Source organism: Collinsella sp. AM16-21 (assembly GCF_003471905.1).
GTDB lineage: Bacteria > Actinomycetota > Coriobacteriia > Coriobacteriales > Coriobacteriaceae > Collinsella.
The window spans coordinates 71,441-88,844 of sequence record NZ_QRKJ01000009.1 but is presented as its reverse complement, the minus strand read 5'-3'; the positions used below and the strand labels follow the sequence as shown (position 1 = coordinate 88,844).

The window sequence follows — 17,404 nt, the reverse complement described above, 5'->3', positions numbered from 1 at the left end:
GAACTTTCCGCCACGGGCCTCTCGCGGAAACTGCATCCCATTCCAAACGCCCATTCTGGGATGCACTTTCCGCCGCCGCCCTACCCCGCCAGATACGCTTCCAACGCCGGCAAAGTCGCCTCCGCATCGCGACGGCCGATCTGATAGATGCGCTCGAGTTCATCGGGCTCGCGGCACAGCGACGGCACCTTCACCGATTCGCTCGGCCGCACCACAAAGATCTCGCCAGCGGCTTCGCGACGCGCCAGGTCATCGAGCGTGTCATTGTAGACCTCATGCCGATGCTCAAGCGCCGCAACAAACTCCGGGTAGTGACGGAACACGCGACGCAGCATAGGCATCACGCTATTGGGCTGCTTTACAAAGCCCGCCGGCTGCGTGAGTACCACGATGTTTCGGTCATACCCCTGCGCAAACAGCCAAGCGCTGGGAATGGAATCGGCAACACCGCCATCCAAGTACTTGCGACCCTCGATGGCAACAGGACGCGTCGCCACGGGAATCGCCGACGACGCCCGGATCCACTCGATATCGCGCTCATCGCCATAGGGCAGGTCATGGTAGACGGCCTGCCCCGTCTTAAGATCGGTACATACGCACGTAAACCGCATGGGGCAGGCGCGATATGCCTCCAGATCGATGGGATCGCGCTCGATGGGCACCTCGTGATAGGCAAACTCGGCATTGAACATATCGCCGGTTCGTAGCCAGCTCGTCACGCTCGCATAGCGCTTGTCGGCACAATAGGCCTTGTTGTAGCGAATGGCGCGGCCAATCTGGCGCGATTTAAAGTTGTAGCCAAACGCCGCGCCCGCCGAGACTCCCACCATATGGTCGCAGGTCAAGCCGTGCTCCATCCATACGTCGAGCACGCCCGCCGTATACATACCGCGGTAGCCGCCTCCCTCGAGCGCGAGCCCCACCGTGCGCGTCGTATCTGGCTGCGTCATGCGATCATCTCCGTTCCCGTGTTTTAAAGCGGAACAAGTATACCCGCCAACATATATCGACTCAGTCGCATTTATATCGAGCATCGCATCGTCACGCTACCGATTGGCGAATAATAGCCGCCCGCGGCAGGGGCACCCATATACAATCCTCTATTGTTGTTTATACTACTCAATAGTTATCAGCAGCGAACACGGACCGACATATTAAACCAGCGACGCAGCAAGGCGGGGGCCTGGATACACGCAAAGCGTTGAGCAGCAACGCGTGTGTACAACGAGCTCGCCCGACGCAATACACCCCGACCTCAGGAAGCCGCTTACAGCATGGATATCGCCAGCAATTACACCGAGACGCTCGAAAAGACCATCCGTGACCTTCTCGAGCGTCAGGACGATCTGATCAGGACTGCCTTTACCGACGAGCTTACCGGTCTTGGCAACCGCGGCGGCTTTACCCGTTCCCTAGAGGAAATCTGGGAGCAGGAATTGCCCGTAACCATGGCGTTTATCGACATCGATAACCTTAAGCACTGCAATGACATCTTTGGACACGACGAGGGCAACCGCTATATCTTGCAGGTGAGCCTCTATCTCAAGCTGTATATGAAGGTGGACGAGGCGGCATTTCGCCTGGGAGGCGACGAGTTTGCCATCCTGTCCACAATCGCGACCGAGGATGACCTTGCCGAACGTCTGGAGCACTGTCGAGAGGTCCTGCTCAAAAATAACGATTCCGAGATGCCTCACTCGTTTAGCTACGGAGTGTCACACGCCGACCCCGCCCTGGGCGAAGCCTCCAATCGCATGACGCTCGATGCCGACCATCGCATGTACGACTACAAGCTGCGCCATGCCGTGCACCTTGATCGACGCAATATCACGCAAGTCCACGCCGACGATTTCGAAGTTAGCGATCGCATTTTCGACGCCCTTTCGATGCTCAACGAAGGCCGCTATTTCTTTATCGAGAACCTGGACAAACATCGCACCCTTTGGTCACAAGGCGCTATGCGCGATCTTGGCCTTCCTTCGGAGCATATAGACAACTGCCACGATTACTGGAAAACGCGCGTCCATCCCGATGACCTCGAGGCCTATAGCGACGATATCGACCAGATCTATAACAGCTCCAAGCACCGTCGCGTCATGCAATACCGCGTACGCAACGCCGCCGGCGACTACGTTCTCTGCCGTGCTCGCGGGTTTCGTATCGACGGCGACGGAAATGTCCCCTCGCTCTATGTTGGCGAGCTCGTCAACCACTCGCTTGCCGAGACCGTCGACGCCGCCACGGGCCTTGGAACGCAGCGCATGTTGCTCAACGCTATCGATGCCTGCCGTCGCGACTGTTGCGAGACGGGGCTTATAGCGGTGCGCGTTCGCGGCACGACAAAGCTCAACGAGCTTTACGGAGCCGAGGCTGTCGACAACATGCTCGCCGAATACGCAGGCCGCATGTTGTCGATCACCCGTGGCAGGAGTCGCGTCTACCGCTCACGAAGCGTCCAGTTTGTCGTGCTCAGCAACGATTTGGACCATAAGGCGTTCGAGGAACTGGTCCGTCATCTAAAAGAGGCCGTTTTCGCTCCCGTTCGAATCGCGGGCGATACCATTACTCCCGTCTGTCTAGTCGTTCCGGCCTTTTACGAGCGCCTAACCAATCAAGCGACCGCCGTTTTAGGCGAACTCGACCGTCGCCTTCGCACGGCCGGCGGACTTGTCCCCAACGACAGCCTCCCCATACCCGAGATAGAGCGCAAAAGCGCTATCGCCGAGCGCATCGATATGCTCACGGGCCTCTGTCGACCCAGCGAGTTTATGCGGCGCGCCAACGCATTTCTCCAGACAAGGCGCGACGGCGCTTGGTGTATCGCCACCGTCGACATGGGACACATGCGACTGTTCAACGAATGGCACGGACAGGCCGAGGGCGACCGCGTGCTCGCCGACGTGGGCACGGTCCTCAAGGACATCGAAAATGCCGACATGGGCGTCGCAGGATACTGGGGCCAAGACGACTTTTGCATACTCATTCCCTTTGAGCGCGACACCGTCCATCGAATCTATAGTCGCATTCGCGAGACCGTGGCCAAGCACGATGACGGCGTAGGCTTCTGGCCGTCCATGGGCGTTTGCCCTATCGACTCCAACGAGGAAATCACCATCGATGCACAGGCCAAGGCCATGTTTACCAATCGGCGCGCAAAAAACGACTTTAAGGAGCGCATTGCCATTTTCCGCCCCGAGGAGTATGAGCGCGAAATCTCGTTCCACCGCACGCTGACCGAATTCCAGTACGCGCTCTCAAACGGCCGCATCACCTACTACTTGCAGCCCCAGGTCGACATGGAAACCGGCGAGATTATTGGCGCCGAGGCGCTCACGCGCTGGATTGACAAGGATGGCTCCCTCATTTCACCCGTCACCTTTATCCCCGCTCTCGAGGAAAGTGGTTTTGTGGTGACGCTCGACAAATACGTTTGGCAGGGCGTTGCCTCGTGGCTGCGCGGGCGCATCGATCGAGGGCTTCGCGTGGTTCCGATCTCGCTCAACGTGTCGCGCGTGGATATCCTTGCCTGCGACGTTGCCGAACATATGGGAGCGCTCGCCGCGCAATACAACCTACCGCCCGAGCTCATGCGCATCGAGATCACCGAGACGGCTTATACGGGAGAGTCCGAAGCTGTGGATAAGCTGACAGCCGACCTGCACAACCGCGGCTTCTCGACCTACATGGACGATTTTGGCACCGGCCAGTCCACGCTCGCGATGCTCAAGAACGTCAACGTCGACGTCATCAAGCTCGACCGCACGTTTGTGCCCGTCGACGGCGATCAAGGCCGCAGTGTGCAAATCATTTCATCAATGCTCGAGATGGCGCAGTCGCTCCATCTGCCCGTTGTGGTCGAAGGCATCGAGACAAATGAGCAGGCAAACATGCTGCGCCACATGGGCGCCCGCTACGCTCAGGGCTTCCTCTACTACCGTCCCATGCAGGCGGAGGTTTTTGAGGCATTGCTCGATGGTGGCGACAGCAACTAATACGCTCGTGCGCAAACGCCACCGTCGAGGGAGCGTTTGTTCCCATGAGCTAACTAATACCCCAATCTAAACCGAATTGGGAGTAAGATACAAACCATTGTTCCATCCAAGGAGGTCATCCATCATGAACGAGTCGTATCGCCTGGGCGAGCAATCAATCATCGCTCATCTTCAGCGACTTGCGAACGGGGCCTCAACCACCGAGCTCGATGTTGCCGCGCTGCCCCCGGAGTTGCGTGCCATTGGTGAGCAACTGCAGAAAACGCTCGCCATCCTGCAACAAGAACGCGAGCTGCTTGAGCACGGCGCCTATATCGACTCGCTCACCAATCTTGGCAACCGTGGCGGGCTCGACCGCCATGTCGATCAGCTCTGGCGCAAAGGCACCCCCTTCACCTGTGCCTATATTGACATCGATCGCCTCAAGCATTGCAACGATAAGTTTGGCCACGCCGAGGGCAATCGCTACATTCTGAGCATCTGCCGCGCACTCACCGAGACCATGGAGCACGATGAGCTGCTGTTCCGTATCGGTGGAGACGAATTTGTACTTATATCCCCCACGACAGACGAAGCCGAGCTCGAGCAGCGCCTGGAGCGGACGCGTGCCAATCTTATCGAGGCAACATCGGACGGCAAGGCGCCCATGATCGCCAGCTTTAGTTTTGGCTGCTCGCGCGTCGACCCGCTTGCAGGCGATACGCGTCGCCAGATGACAAAGGACGCCGACCGCAAAATGTATCGCTACAAGCTCATGTACCGTGTGCAACAACCGGAAGAAGGCGATGCGCCGCAACGCCCGGTCACCGAACAACCCCCCCCCTGCAACGACCGAGTGTTCCAAGCGATCTCCATGAGCTCCGAGACACGCTATCCGTTCATCATTAACCTCGACACCGGCGAATCGCAATGGTCGGTTAATGCCGTGCGCGATTTTGACCTACCTTCCCAGCATCCCTACAACTCGCTCGATATATGGCTTGCCCGTGTTCACCCCGAGGACCGCGACAACGTACGTGCCGAGCTCGATATGGTGGTAAACGGCACGTGGCACTTCCACTGCATGCAGTATCGCGTCATGAATACCGCCGGAAAATACGCGCTTTGCGACTGCACGGGTTACCGCCTGGACGGCACCGATACCGAGCCCAACATGTATGTGGGCATTGTCACCAACCGAAGCTTGGCAGATACGACCGATTCCGTGACCGGTCTGGGCGATATCCACGCCCTGGTCAACGCCATTGGCGAGATGCGTCGCGTGGCACGAAACGCGGGCTTGATCGCCATTAAAATCGACGAAATCGCACAGGTCAATGCCCGCTTTGGCTTTGATGCAGGCGACCGCGTTTTGGCAGAAAGCGCCGCCTGCCTCATGGATTGCTCGCGCGGCAAGGGTCGTCTGTTCCGCTCGACCGGACCGATGTTCGTGGCGCTCTTTGACGAGCTTGATCCCGAAGAGACCGACGCGGTTGCAGACGAAATCGAACGGTTCTTGGGATCGCCCGTGCTCCTCGGCTCATTTGAATATCAGCCGCCCCTTCGCGTGGCGACGCTTCATCTGGACGCCGTCGACCGACAGCCCGTTTCCATTTTGAACGAACTTAATGCGCTGATTAAAGAGGCGCCGCAGGTACCGGGCACCAAGCTGGACTAGCGTTATGGGGCGCATGATGGTTAATTTCCGATCTCAACCGAACACATTGGGCAAATAGGTCGTACCCGCAGTTAGCCGAACGTCCCCGCAGTCCCTCCCGGGGCCCGGGGGCACCGTTTCGATACTCTTGGTTTACTTTGCCTGATGCAAATAAGTGCTCAACAAGATAGAACCTATCCCCCGCCACGGATATGCCCTCGAGCAAATCTGTTAAGCCAAGCCTATCAAATTCTATTGACAATTGGCTGCATTGGTCCATTTTGTCGTCCAGCCACTTCCGCTGGCTATCGCCTCATAAACACAAACCTAACGAGCCGCACGAACGACAAAGAAGCCAAGCTGAACAGAAGTAGAACCAAAACTTCAAAAACGCTGGTATTCCAATCACGTACCCAGCCCTCTACCGCCCACAAGAAAAACAGCAGCCCCATCCATAACGTCACAGAAGAAATCAGCTTTGCGTAAGGGCGTATATCAATCTCGCTCTCCCTTTTTGTGACATCATATCCAGCAATTGAGCAGAGCCATCTTCCTCTTCGGTATTGGATTGAAAGGACAATCAAGGCAATCGAAGTCATCAAGCAAACAGCATCCTCTGTTTCCATAGAGTTTCCTTTGCTTTCCATCCTAGTTACGCATTCACAATCGAATCAAACCAAGTATGAATTACTCGATAGCAACCGCCTTAGTATAAACCATAGCCGCACAGCAGCCCGCCTTCTAAGACCTCAGAGTTCGCCATCGAATGCGACCTGCCCAGACCCCTTACAATCTGCTCGCACGAGGCCCCGCACTCCAACATCCTCTGGACCGTATCCCGCTCGTACCTGGTGAGCGTGCCTGCCGTGGGCCCTCGGGGCTGGAATCGTGCCCCACGCCATCTGCCCGCTCGTGCGATAATCCTCCGCAGAAGTCACCGACAGCAGAGGGAGTTAGTGATGAAGGTTCTTTTGGTCAATGGCAGCCCCAAGGCAAACGGCAACACCGCCCGCGCACTCGCCGAGGTCGCCGAGCAGCTCAACGCCGAGGGTATCGATACCGAGATGTTTCAGCTGGGCGCCAAGCCCATTCGCGACTGCATCGGTTGCGGCCAGTGCGGCAAGCTCGATTGCCGTTGCACCTTTGACGACGATATGGTCAACGAGCTGATTGCCGCTGCCGAGCAGGCAGACGGCTTTGTCTTTGGTTCGCCCGTCTACTACGCGCATCCCAGCGGACGCATCCTCTCTGCCCTCGACCGTGCATTCTATGCTGGCAGCAAGGCCTTTGCGCACAAGCCGGGCGCCGCTGTCGCCGTTGCCCGTCGCGGCGGCACGTCGACCACCTTCGACGTGCTCAACAAGTACTTCACCATCAACCAGATGCCCGTGGTAGCATCCACCTACTGGAACAACGTCTTCGGTGCCATGCCGGGCGAGGCCGCCCAAGACGCCGAAGGCCTTGCCACCATGCGAAACATCGGCAAAAACATGGCCTGGCTACTGCGTTGCATCGAGGCGGGAAAGGCCGCCGGCATCGAAGCTCCCCAGGCCGATCGCGCTAGGACCAACTTCATCAGGTAGAACGGCGGAACCAAACAATGAACGTGCAGATCTTCGGTACCAAAAAGTCCTTCGATACCAAGAAGGCCCAGCGTTATTTTAAGGAGCGCCGCATTAAGGTGCAGTTTATCGACCTTAAGGAAAAGGAGATGAGCAAGGGCGAGCTCACGAGCGTGATGCAGGCGGTTGGCGGCATCGACAAGCTGCTCAACCCCAAAGCCAAGGACGAGGAGACGCTCGCACTCATCCAGCACCTCACCCCCAGCCAGCGTTTTGATAAGCTGCTCGAGAATCAGCAGGTTCTGGCCGAGCCCATCGTGCGCAACGGCAAGAAGGCCACCGTCGGCTATTGTCCCGACGTATGGGGAGCCTGGGAGTAGCCTGTGTTATTTGTCGGCGCGTGGGTATAAGAGCAGGCGTTTGGCATAAGATTCAACTGTAAGCCATGTCTAACAAAGGAGGGCACATGCCCAACAAACCCGTGAAGATTATCATGCTTACCGGATACCTCGGTGCCGGCAAGACCACGTTGCTCAACCACATCCTCGCAAACGACGGCGGCATCCGCGCCGCCGTGATCGTCAACGATATCGGCGAGATCAACGTCGACGCCAGCCTCATCGCTGACGGCGGCCTTTCCGAGACCGACGACCTTATCCCGCTCACCAACGGCTGCATCTGCTGCACGCTTTCGGACGACCTGGCCAACCAGCTGCAGGACATCGCCGATTCGGGCAAGTTCGACTACATCATCATCGAGGCCTCGGGTATTTGCGAGCCCATCCCCATCGCCTACACCATCTCGAGCTTCTGCGACGAGGCCAAGGTGGGCGGCGAGCCCAAGCTCGCGCTCGACAACATCGTGGCCGTGGTCGACTGCGCCCGCATGTACGACGAGTTCAACGGCGGTCGCGACCTCCTGGCCGAGGATATCGACGAGGACGACATCGAGAGCCTGCTTATTCAGCAAATCGAGTTTTGCTCCACGCTGATCCTCAACAAGACCGATACCGTCACGCCTGAGCAGATTGCCGAGCTCAAGGCCATCGTGCGCAGCCTGCAGAAGGACGCCGTGATTGTCGAGGCCCAAAACGGCGAGGTCCCCATGGAGGAGCTGCTCGACACCGACCGCTTCGACTTTATGCGCGCCTACAACTCCGCCGCCTGGATCGAGGCCATGGAGCATCCCGAGGAGCACGACGACCCCGAGGTGCTCGAGTACGACATCGAGACCTTTGTGTACTCCCGCCGCAAGCCGTTTGACCTGCAGAAGTTCACCAATTTTGTTGAGCAGGAGTGGCCCGACGAGGTCATTCGCGTCAAGGGCCCGCTGTGGCAGACCGGCGATCCGGACATGTGCTACATGTTCGAGCAGGCCGGCCACCAGATGCGCCTAATGGAGAACGGCCTGTTTGTCGATTCTGCGCCCGAGGGCGAGAAGCAGAAGATTATCGACGAGAACCCCGAGATCATGCAGATTTGGGACGACGAGACGGGCGACCGCATGACGAGCCTGTGCATCATCGGCCGTCACATGGACAAGGATGCGCTCATCGCTGCCCTCGATGCCTGCCTGACCGACTGGCACCGCGCCTAGGCTATCGAAGCGGGCGTTTTCCGCCCACGTAACCGCCAAACCACCACGAAGGTGCCCTTCGTGGTGGTTTTTCGTTCTGAGCCAAGGAGATTCATGTTCAACATTGTGCTGTATGCGCCCGAGATTCCGGCCAATACGGGCAATATCGGCCGCACTTGCGTGGTTACCGGTACCCGCCTGCATCTGGTGGAGCCGCTGGGGTTTTCGCTCGACGACAAGACAGTGCGTCGCGCCGGCCTGGGCTACTGGCAAAACTTGGACGTGACGACCTATGCCGGCTGGGAGGATTTCCTTGCGCGCAACGGCCTCTCCCCCGCCGACGAGCGCCTGCATCTGCTGACCAAAAAGGCACGCCGCACCTATGCGCAAAGCACCTACCGCGACGGCGACTACTTGGTCTTTGGCAGCGAGAGCTCAGGCATCCCCGAGCCACTGCTTGCCGCGGAGTCCGAGCGCTGCGAGCGCATCCCCATGTTGCGCGATTGCGACTCGCTCGAAAACGCCGACGCCTGGGAGGCCCACGAGGAGTCGCTCGGGCATACCGAGGACAGACACGAAGCCATCCTTCGACAGGATATCTGCGGCAACTTCGTCAATCCGGACGACTACCGCATCAGCGCACTCAACCTCTCCAACAGCGCCGCCATCGTCCTCTACGAGGCCCTGCGCCAGTCAAACTTCCCAGGAATGTGACAAAGGGACAGTCCCTTTTTCATATTCGCTTATAGATAGCGGCCGGTAATGCTCTTGGAGCAGGTCGCGATGTCTGCCGGCGTGCCGGCGCAGACGATTTGCCCGCCGGCGTCGCCACCGCCCGGGCCCATGTCGATCACATAATCGGCGTTACGGATAAGGTCGAGATCGTGTTCGATCACGATAACCGTGGCGCCCTTGGCAACAAGGCCGTCGAACACACTCAGCAACACCTGAACATCGAGCGGATGTAGGCCGATCGTAGGCTCGTCGAACACGAATACGGCATCGTCCTGCACGCGTCCCATCTCGCTCGCAAGCTTAAGACGCTGCGCCTCGCCGCCCGAAAGCGCCGGCGTGGGCTCACCGAGCGTGAGATAGCCCAAGCCCAGGTCGCGCAAGGTCTGCAAGCGCGTCTGAACTTTCTTGAGCCCCAGCGTGGCGTCGAGAGCCTCGTCCACACTCATGTCCATGAGCTGCGGCAACGTAAGCAGGCTCCCGTCCTTGCCCTCGCGATGGATATGCGAAGCCGCGTCTGCATAACGTGAGCCGCGACATGCCGGGCAGACGATCTCGACGTCGGGCAAAAACTGCACGTCGAGCGATATCGAACCCGTGCCATCGCACGTAGGGCAGCGCAAAGTGCCAGTGTTGTAGCTAAAGGCACCCGCCTTGTAGCCGGCTGCCTTGGCCTCGGGCGTACGGGCGAAGGCGCGACGCAGCTCATCATGAATGTCGGCATAAGTTGCCACCGTCGAGCGCACGTTGGCGCCGATAGGCGTAGCGTCAATCAGGTTGGCACGTGCAATGCCCTCGGCATCGATCCAGCGCACGTGGCGTGGCAAGCGCTCGCCAGCTGCCTGCGCCTTAAGCGCCGGGATGAGCGTCTCGAGTACCAACGTCGTCTTGCCCGAACCCGAAACGCCCGTCACCGCGACAAGGCGACCGCGCGGGATATCGACTTCGAGCGGCTTGACGGTATGGATGGTATCGGTCGCCATGCGGATGTGGCCCTGGTCGAACATTTCGTCGTCAGTCACCTGCGGACGCAAACGCTTGGAGTCCGATCTCAAAAACGGCGCGATGCGGCTGGCCTGCGATTGTTCGATCTCGTCTACCGTGCCCGCGGCAATCACATTACCGCCGCCTGCTCCGGCAACGGGACCCATCTCAACCAGATAGTCGGCTTCCGCCAGCACGCGTGTATCGTGGTCAACGACAACCACGGTGTTGCCGTCATCCACCAGATCGCGCATCACGCCTACCAGGCCGTCGACATTGGCAGGATGCAAGCCAATCGAGGGCTCGTCCAACACATAGAGCACACCCGTCGATCGGTTGCGCACCACGCGGGCGAGTTGCACGCGCTGACGCTCACCCGTGGAGAGCGTGGCACCTGCGCGATCGAGTGAAAGGTAATCGAGACCCAGGTCGACCAGACGACGGGCCGCTCCCAAAAACGAATCGCAGATATCCGTCGCCATGGGCTGCATCTCGACCGGCAAGGATGCGGGCACCCCGCGCACCCACTCAATCGCCTCGCCCAGCGTCATGGCCGCCGCCTGCGCCAGATTGATACCGCGCACCTGGGGCTGGCGCGCAGCCTCGGAGAGGCGCGTGCCGCCGCAATCACGGCACGGGCCCTCGCGCAAAAAGCGTGCCACGCGTTTGAGGCCCTTATCGTCCTTAACCTTGGCGAGCGCGTTCTCGACCGTATAGACGGCGTTGTAATAGGTGAAGTCGAGCGGCGTGGCGCCCTCGCCGTTTTTGGGAACGTAGAGAATGTGCTTTTTAACCGCCGGACCATGGAACACGATGTCGCGCTCTTGAGGCGTGAGCTGGTTAAACGGCACGTCGGTGCGCACGCCCATCTCGCCGGCCACCTGCTTCATCAGGTCCCACATGAGCGTGCCCCAGGGAAGCACTGCGCCTTCATTGATAGTCTTTGACTCGTCGGGCACCAGGCTCGCCTCGTCCACCTCGCGCATGACACCGGTGCCGCCGCAGGTAGGGCACGCACCGCCGCTATTGAAAGCCAAATCCTCGGCACTCGGCGCGTAGAACTCGCGGCCGCATGCGGGGCACGTGAGCGACAGGCCCGCAGCCACGTTAAGGCTCGGCTCCACGCGCGCCCCGCAATGCGGGCACACGTGATGGGCGCAACGGCTAAAGAGCAGGCGCAGACTATTGTTGAGCTCGGTCATGGTACCAAAGGTGGAACGCACGCCCGGCACGCTAGGGCGCTGATGCAATGCGAGCGCCGCCGGTACGTGCAGCACCTCGTCCACCTGGGCGTGCTCGGCCTGCGTCAGACGACGGCGGGTATAGGTGCTGAGCGCCTCCAGGTAACGGCGCGAGCCCTCGGCATAAAGAACTCCCAGCGCCAGCGAGCTCTTGCCCGAACCCGATACGCCGGCAATGCCCACGAGCCTCCCCAGCGGAATATCGATATCGATGTCCTTGAGATTGTGGACACGTGCACCGCGCACCTCGATAGCCTGTGGGCTCATCTTCTGTTCCGTCACCTTTATCACCCTACTCATGCCATAAAACGCGGTCGCGGATATACTTGCCCAGCATAGGCACGCTAAACCGGACGAGACCGTATCCGGCGGCCTCGATGACGCGCTCGCGAATTAAGCTTGCGCGATATTTACTCGCCCAGCTCTGGGTGCGATCGCAGCGCTCAATGATATCCGCCATGCGCGTCAGCTTGCCCTCGTCAACCGCCATAGCCTCGATAAAGAGGCGCTGTGGGGTGCGCAGCCCGTAATACAGAGGCGCGTCAACCGCTTCGTAGAACTCAGAGACGGCATCCGCATGACCAACCTCGACATCGCACCCTTCAATGACCTGCGAGCCACGCCGGACAGCAGACCGCCACATGTAATATCCCACCAGCTGAACCATATAGGGATGTCCCATGCTCTTGTGCGCCGCAAGATCCGCCGTCCCCGCATCAATGCAAAGACCAGCACATTCGACCGTCTGGATATATGAATCGCGCACCTGGGGCAAAGAAATCGCCCCCAACGTACGCTGCTGGGCGCGCCGCAAAAACGTCACGCTCGGCTCTTCGAGCAGATCGTCAACCATGCTGGGCAAGCCGGCAAAGACCAACGCAAGACCTCGCTGGTCGCTATCGGGCAAGCCCGTGGCATCCTGATCTCCGAGCACCTGCTGATAGAGAACGGCGAGAGCCGCCAGTTCCTCGATAGACGCAGATTGAGCCTCGTCAATCGCAAACAGAATACCCTTGCTTGGGCCGAGTTTCTTGAAGCGCTCGTTGACCAGCCCTCGCAACGTTTCGCCCTTTGCCCGCGCCGCCTCGACCGACATCCGGCCAAACGACGGACCAAACTCCATTGATGTCACAACGGGTTTATTCGAGCGAAGCGCGTCGGCCAAGCGGTCGCACAAACCAAGCGAAGCGGAATCGGAGACAACCGCCCATCCGCGCTCGCTGGCTAGACGTTGCAGCTCCCGCAGGAGAACCGTTTTGCCACAGCCGCGGTTTCCCGTAATGAGCATGAGCCTGCCCGGCGCTCCGGCGCCGTTGTCGAGCCCTTCCTCAAAATCTTCGATGACCGACTCGCGACCGATGAGTATCGGAGGCCGCTTACCAGCTGTGGGCTTAAAGGGATTTGGATTCATATCGGCCTCCTCGGATTGGCAAACGCTGCCTATAGTTATACCAACTTATACCGAGTTATACCAACAGCAGGTGACAAAGAGGCCGCCCTTCTATCACCAGTGGCCGAAAAACTCGGCGTCTGCTGCTCGCCAGGGGCGGAAGGTGGCGGGATCGACCTTTACGTGCGCCGCGGCGGGCACGTCGTACCATTTGACCGTGTAGCCGGCGCCGTGAGAGCAAAAGACCGAGTCGGGCGTGTTGGGCAGATCGGCCTCGGGTTCATAGGCCGCCGTCTCGATTACGCGCCCGGCATCATGGCAAGCCGCATAACCGGCGAACTCCAGGTACAGATGACCGCGCCCGCTCGTGTAGGCAGCCACCTCCAGCGCGTAATCCTGCACCTCGGATGCCGGCACGCGACCCACAAGCTTCGCTCGGTCTCCCGCCATCGTCGGCGGCTCGTACTCGGCACCCATGCGTGTGGCATCTGACAACGCCCGGCCCACGCACTCCCCCGGCACCTCGAGCTCAAAGTGGTACCACGGCTCCAGCAACACGTCTGCGCCGACCTCGCGCGCCTGCATCAAACCCTGGCGAATCGCGCGATACGTGGCCTGGCGAAAATCGCCGCCCTCGGTGTGTTTGGCATGCGCGCGGCCGCCCGTGAGCGTAATGCGCACATCGGTGATGGGCGAGCCCGTCAGCACGCCCAGGTGGTCGCGCTCCATAGCGTTGGTGAGTGCCAAACGCTGCCAGTTAAGATCGAGCTCGTCGGTCGAGGTCACGGTGCCAAACTGCACACCCGAACCCGCCGGCAACGGCTCCAGGCGCAGATGCACCTCGGCATAGTGGCGCAGCGGCTCAAAGTGGCCCACGCCCTCGACCGGCCGCGAAATAGTCTCCTTATAGAGAATGCCGCCGGGCTCAAACGCAACCGAAAGGCCAAAGCGATCGGCCAACACCCGCTGCACGACCTCGAGTTGCACGGCGCCCATCAACTGCAAATGGATCTGCTCAAGATGCGTATTCCAGCTTACGCCGAGCATGGGATCTTCGTCCGCCAACTCACTCAGCGCTTTAAACACCGCATGAACGTCGTGTTCGCCCGGCAGCACCGTATAGGTGAGGACCGGAGCGATGACGGGCGCATCGCCCGCGGGCTCCGCGCCCAGGGCGTCCCCTGGGCGAACGTGCGCAAGACCCGTCACGGCGCAAATACCGCCAGCAGCAACTTCTTGGGCAAGCTCATACTTCTCGCCGTTATAGATGCGTACCTGATCGACCTTCTGTTCCCACGCCTCGGCACTGGAACGCCCGCTGATCATCTGTTTTGCGCGCAGCGTGCCGCCGGTCACTTTAACCCAAGCCAAGCGCTCGCCACGATCCCCGCGGCTGACACGATAGACGCGCGCGGCAAACTCCGGGAGCCACGCCTGCTCACGCATCAGCGCGCATATACCATCCAGTAGCTCGTCAACGCCTTGGTCCTTGAGCGCCGAGCCGGCAAAGCAGGGAAAGAGCTTGCGCTCGGCAACCATGCGCGACAGCGTTGCGACAGAAAGCTCACCCGCTTCAAGAAACTCCTCGAGCGCCGCTTCGTCCAACGCAGCAGCGTCCTCCTGAACGGCGGCGCCCGCCAGCAGCTCGTTGGCATCCAGGCAGCCCTCGGAAAGACGCTGCCCGAGTTGTGCCAGCAAAACATCGCGGCTGGGATTCTCCAAATCGATCTTGTTGATGAAGATGAACGTCGGGATGTCATAGCGTGCAAGCAGGCGCCACAGGGTTTCGGTGTGCCCCTGCACGCCATCGTTGGCGCCCACCACCAGAATCGCGTAGTCCAGGGCACGCAGTGTGCGCTCCGCCTCGGCAGAAAAATCGACATGGCCGGGAGCATCCACGAGCATGACGTGGGTATCGCCGTGGTCGAGCACGGCCTGCGACGAGAAAATCGTGATACCGCGCTCGCGCTCGATCGTGTTAGTGTCCAGATGCGAATCGCCATCGTCCACGCGGCCACGCTTGCGAATGCGGCCCGCGTTGAACAGCATGGCCTCGGCCAACGTGGTCTTGCCGGCATCGACATGCGCCAAGATTCCAACGACCGCTTGCTTCGACATGGCTCTCCTCTTATTGCAAGCCCATCGCACGCGGCAACGGGCGTTCACGCTCCACACTGGATGATACAATTTACGGGCCGGTGGGCGAAGCGGGCCCTATCCCCCGACCGAGCTCATCGCCCCGCGTTGCCGCGCGGCGATTTTCGTAGGTTCGCGCCTTGCGAAAGCCGGCACCTCCCCTTTTTGTCTGCCCGGGTTCATCTGGGGCGGTAACAATGCGAGTCCCACAACGACGCGTTTTACCAAAAATGGCCCCACTCGGGGCCATTTTTTATTTGAGCTGGGTGATGATACGTGCCTTGGCTCCTACGCCTCGCGCAGCCAATCAAACGCGACACGCGCCGTGCCGTCGGACACATAGACGATACCGACACGCTCGAACCCCGCCTTGGCGATGGCGCCCTGCATGGGCAAGTTGTCCTCGTGCGTGTCAATACGCAGATGGTCGGCGCATTCCTTGGCAAAGGCAAACATCGCCGCCGCGATACCGTGCACGGTGCCGTCGGATGCCACGCGATGCAGCACGGCATACGGAGTGTCGCTGCGCCATTGACCGTCCTCAATCACGTCATAGCACTCGTCCGGACCCGGTAAAAAGGCAAACGTCGCCACCACGCGGCCGTCGACTTCGCACACGTAACTGCCACCAGCGGCAATATCGGCAGCCAGCTGCTCGGCCGAAGGCGTGCCCTCGGGCCACTGCGTGGCGTTGCCATGCGCGCGCATAAAGGCGCGGGCCGCGTCATAGATAGCCATGACGGCGGGAATGTCGGTATCGAGGGTTTTTCTGATCATCACGCGGCGACCTCACGTTTATTGGTATCACTTTGATTGAGCAATGATACCAACGTTTGGAAAGGGCAAGGAGCGGATGGGAAGCAAAAAGCGAGCCGCCTGGTCAAAGGCCAAAAGCGAGTTTTTGGGCGCTGCCACCGGCGGCGATATGAGCGACCTGTTTGCGCGCGAGGACGAGCGCCGCGATGCCCTGGACGCCGAGCGCGATGAGGCTTGGCGCTACAAGTCGTGCGAGCGCAAAAACCGCTACGACACACGCGCCGAGGCCGAGGCCGTTATGGCCGACTGCGAAAACCGTGGACGACGTGGCTTGGCCTGCTACAAATGTGAATACTGCGGCGGGTGGCACCTGACGTCGCACCCTTGGAAATAGGCGCCGCATCGGCGCGACACTCACGCAGCGGCGCGGCACCGACACATCGCCGGCCATCGCACGCAAACTACGGGCGCGGCGGCACCAAAACATCGTAGCGGACGGCCTTGCCCGCAAGCTGATAGCTCGGCTTAACGCCGGCAAGCAGCGGCCCCTTCACCGGCCGCTTGATAACGACCTTGCGCGGGTGCGGTGCAAGCGCAGCTTCGACCAGCGTCTCCTCATCGGCGCACGGCTGCTCCAAATGGTGCAAGAGCTGGAACTTCTTTTTAACCGCCGCGCTCTTGGTGCGCTCGGGAAACATGGGGTCCAGATACACCACGTCGGGAGCCGCGAGCTCACCGCGCTCGACCAGCTCAGCCGTATGGCGAAGGCCGGCAATGCTGTCCTCGCCCGCATGCAAACGCATACGCGCCACGGCAGTCGCAAGCGCCGGATCATCCGCCGCGCGGTCCAAGGCATCCTTGAGGAGCGCCGCGATCACGCAGTCCTGTTCATACAGATCGACGGTAAAGCCCGCTGCCGCCAGCAGCAGCGAATCCTCGCCAAAGCCTGCCGTGGCGTCAATCGCCCATGGCTGCTCGATGCCTTTTGTGCGCGCAGCCTTAACCAGCAGCTCTTGCTGCAGGCGGCCCTGCCTGAGCCGTGGAAGCATGCGGACAAAATCGGCGCGCAGCTCCATCGCACCGTCGGTGAGCGTGAGGCCCTCGGGCTTCCCGATCAGCTCAAGCCCCGCGGCCCGAGCAACAGAAAAGGGATCGACGACGCCCATGGGCACTCCTTAGCAAGCAAAGCGGATACGTGAGCGCCGCATGTGTCGGCACCCAATCGTCCGCTATTGTCCCACATGCGACATGGCCCACAACATCCCAATGCAAAGCACCGCCATCAATCCCGTGCACACGGCAGCGATCACGGAATCGCTCATGCGCCTTCCCAACGACCGCGGCTCGCGCGCCTGCCCTGTTCCGTACATCATGGCTCCTCCTTAGACCAACTCCTTGC

Annotated in this window: 14 protein-coding genes; 7 read left to right on the top strand and 7 right to left on the bottom strand. The window is 60.2% G+C overall.

What is annotated here, in order from left to right; translation table 11 throughout:
* Window positions 1–80: 80 nt before the first annotated feature.
* The gene (locus DW180_RS06495; protein WP_118238049.1) at window positions 81–950 is read right to left on the bottom strand and encodes a patatin family protein; all 870 of its coding nucleotides are present in this window, start codon (window positions 948–950) and stop codon (window positions 81–83) included.
* 324 nt (window positions 951–1,274) lie between these two features.
* Here DW180_RS06495 and DW180_RS06490 point away from each other — a divergent pair, with 324 nt between their 5' ends.
* On the top strand, window positions 1,275–3,992 hold the full coding sequence (locus DW180_RS06490) for an EAL domain-containing protein (protein WP_118238047.1): 2,718 nt from the start codon (window positions 1,275–1,277) through the stop codon (window positions 3,990–3,992).
* 124 nt (window positions 3,993–4,116) lie between these two features.
* Window positions 4,117–5,649 (top strand): diguanylate cyclase domain-containing protein, encoded by a 1,533-nt coding sequence (locus DW180_RS06485; RefSeq protein ID WP_118238045.1) that lies wholly within the window; start codon window positions 4,117–4,119, stop codon window positions 5,647–5,649.
* 284 nt (window positions 5,650–5,933) lie between these two features.
* On the opposite strand, the gene DW180_RS06480 is transcribed toward DW180_RS06485, so the two are convergent.
* A complete protein-coding gene (locus DW180_RS06480) occupies window positions 5,934–6,254 on the bottom strand; it encodes a DUF3784 domain-containing protein (RefSeq protein ID WP_117635527.1) in 321 nt (106 codons plus the stop codon).
* A 333-nt stretch (window positions 6,255–6,587) separates the two neighbouring features.
* Here DW180_RS06480 and DW180_RS06475 point away from each other — a divergent pair, with 333 nt between their 5' ends.
* The 4 genes from DW180_RS06475 (at window position 6,588) to DW180_RS06460 (ending at window position 9,480) form a co-directional block, all read left to right on the top strand.
* Window positions 6,588–7,211: a flavodoxin family protein gene (locus DW180_RS06475; protein WP_118238044.1), complete on the top strand. Its 624-nt coding sequence runs from the start codon at window positions 6,588–6,590 to the stop codon at window positions 7,209–7,211.
* 17 nt (window positions 7,212–7,228) lie between these two features.
* The gene (locus tag DW180_RS06470; protein WP_055252194.1) at window positions 7,229–7,570 is read left to right on the top strand and encodes an arsenate reductase family protein; all 342 of its coding nucleotides are present in this window, start codon (window positions 7,229–7,231) and stop codon (window positions 7,568–7,570) included.
* 86 nt (window positions 7,571–7,656) lie between these two features.
* Window positions 7,657–8,787, top strand: a complete 1,131-nt coding sequence (locus DW180_RS06465; protein ID WP_118238043.1) for a GTP-binding protein — start codon at window positions 7,657–7,659, stop codon at window positions 8,785–8,787.
* A gap of 93 nt (window positions 8,788–8,880) precedes the next feature.
* Window positions 8,881–9,480, top strand: a complete 600-nt coding sequence (locus DW180_RS06460; protein WP_118238041.1) for a tRNA (cytidine(34)-2'-O)-methyltransferase — start codon at window positions 8,881–8,883, stop codon at window positions 9,478–9,480.
* Between the two features lie 29 nt (window positions 9,481–9,509).
* On the opposite strand, the gene DW180_RS06455 is transcribed toward DW180_RS06460, so the two are convergent.
* From DW180_RS06455 to DW180_RS06440, 4 genes are all read right to left on the bottom strand, one after another.
* Window positions 9,510–12,005, bottom strand: coding sequence for an excinuclease ABC subunit UvrA (locus tag DW180_RS06455; protein ID WP_233539797.1), 2,496 nt, complete (start codon window positions 12,003–12,005; stop codon window positions 9,510–9,512).
* Window positions 12,006–12,015: 10 nt separating this feature from the next.
* Window positions 12,016–13,134 (bottom strand): AAA family ATPase, encoded by a 1,119-nt coding sequence (locus DW180_RS06450; protein ID WP_118238037.1) that lies wholly within the window; start codon window positions 13,132–13,134, stop codon window positions 12,016–12,018.
* A gap of 93 nt (window positions 13,135–13,227) precedes the next feature.
* Complete coding sequence (locus DW180_RS06445; RefSeq protein ID WP_118238035.1) at window positions 13,228–15,231, bottom strand: translation factor GTPase family protein; 2,004 nt, start codon at window positions 15,229–15,231, stop codon at window positions 13,228–13,230.
* Between the two features lie 306 nt (window positions 15,232–15,537).
* Complete coding sequence (locus DW180_RS06440) at window positions 15,538–16,026, bottom strand: GNAT family N-acetyltransferase (protein ID WP_117582849.1); 489 nt, start codon at window positions 16,024–16,026, stop codon at window positions 15,538–15,540.
* A 76-nt stretch (window positions 16,027–16,102) separates the two neighbouring features.
* Here DW180_RS06440 and DW180_RS06435 point away from each other — a divergent pair, with 76 nt between their 5' ends.
* Window positions 16,103–16,399: a hypothetical protein gene (locus DW180_RS06435; protein WP_055310006.1), complete on the top strand. Its 297-nt coding sequence runs from the start codon at window positions 16,103–16,105 to the stop codon at window positions 16,397–16,399.
* 67 nt (window positions 16,400–16,466) lie between these two features.
* Here the strand turns inward: DW180_RS06435 and DW180_RS06430 are convergent, their stop codons facing one another.
* On the bottom strand, window positions 16,467–17,171 hold the full coding sequence (locus tag DW180_RS06430; RefSeq protein ID WP_118238033.1) for a class I SAM-dependent methyltransferase: 705 nt from the start codon (window positions 17,169–17,171) through the stop codon (window positions 16,467–16,469).
* Between the last annotated feature and the right edge of the window lie 233 nt (window positions 17,172–17,404).

Excerpts from the sequence above, each read along its gene's own strand:
- DW180_RS06490 (WP_118238047.1), top strand. The coding sequence starts at position 1,275 with ATGGATATCGCCAGCAATTACACCGAGACGCTCGAAAAGACCATCCGT.
- DW180_RS06465 (WP_118238043.1), top strand. The coding sequence starts at position 7,657 with ATGCCCAACAAACCCGTGAAGATTATCATGCTTACCGGATACCTCGGT.
- DW180_RS06430 (WP_118238033.1), bottom strand. The coding sequence starts at position 17,171 with ATGGGCGTCGTCGATCCCTTTTCTGTTGCTCGGGCCGCGGGGCTTGAG.
- DW180_RS06495 (WP_118238049.1), bottom strand. The coding sequence starts at position 950 with ATGACGCAGCCAGATACGACGCGCACGGTGGGGCTCGCGCTCGAGGGA.
- DW180_RS06445 (WP_118238035.1), bottom strand. The coding sequence starts at position 15,231 with ATGTCGAAGCAAGCGGTCGTTGGAATCTTGGCGCATGTCGATGCCGGC.
- DW180_RS06485 (WP_118238045.1), top strand. The coding sequence starts at position 4,117 with ATGAACGAGTCGTATCGCCTGGGCGAGCAATCAATCATCGCTCATCTT.
- DW180_RS06480 (WP_117635527.1), bottom strand. The coding sequence starts at position 6,254 with ATGGAAACAGAGGATGCTGTTTGCTTGATGACTTCGATTGCCTTGATT.
- DW180_RS06450 (WP_118238037.1), bottom strand. The coding sequence starts at position 13,134 with ATGAATCCAAATCCCTTTAAGCCCACAGCTGGTAAGCGGCCTCCGATA.
- DW180_RS06440 (WP_117582849.1), bottom strand. The coding sequence starts at position 16,026 with ATGATCAGAAAAACCCTCGATACCGACATTCCCGCCGTCATGGCTATC.
- DW180_RS06470 (WP_055252194.1), top strand. The coding sequence starts at position 7,229 with ATGAACGTGCAGATCTTCGGTACCAAAAAGTCCTTCGATACCAAGAAG.
- DW180_RS06460 (WP_118238041.1), top strand. The coding sequence starts at position 8,881 with ATGTTCAACATTGTGCTGTATGCGCCCGAGATTCCGGCCAATACGGGC.
- DW180_RS06435 (WP_055310006.1), top strand. The coding sequence starts at position 16,103 with ATGGGAAGCAAAAAGCGAGCCGCCTGGTCAAAGGCCAAAAGCGAGTTT.
- DW180_RS06475 (WP_118238044.1), top strand. The coding sequence starts at position 6,588 with ATGAAGGTTCTTTTGGTCAATGGCAGCCCCAAGGCAAACGGCAACACC.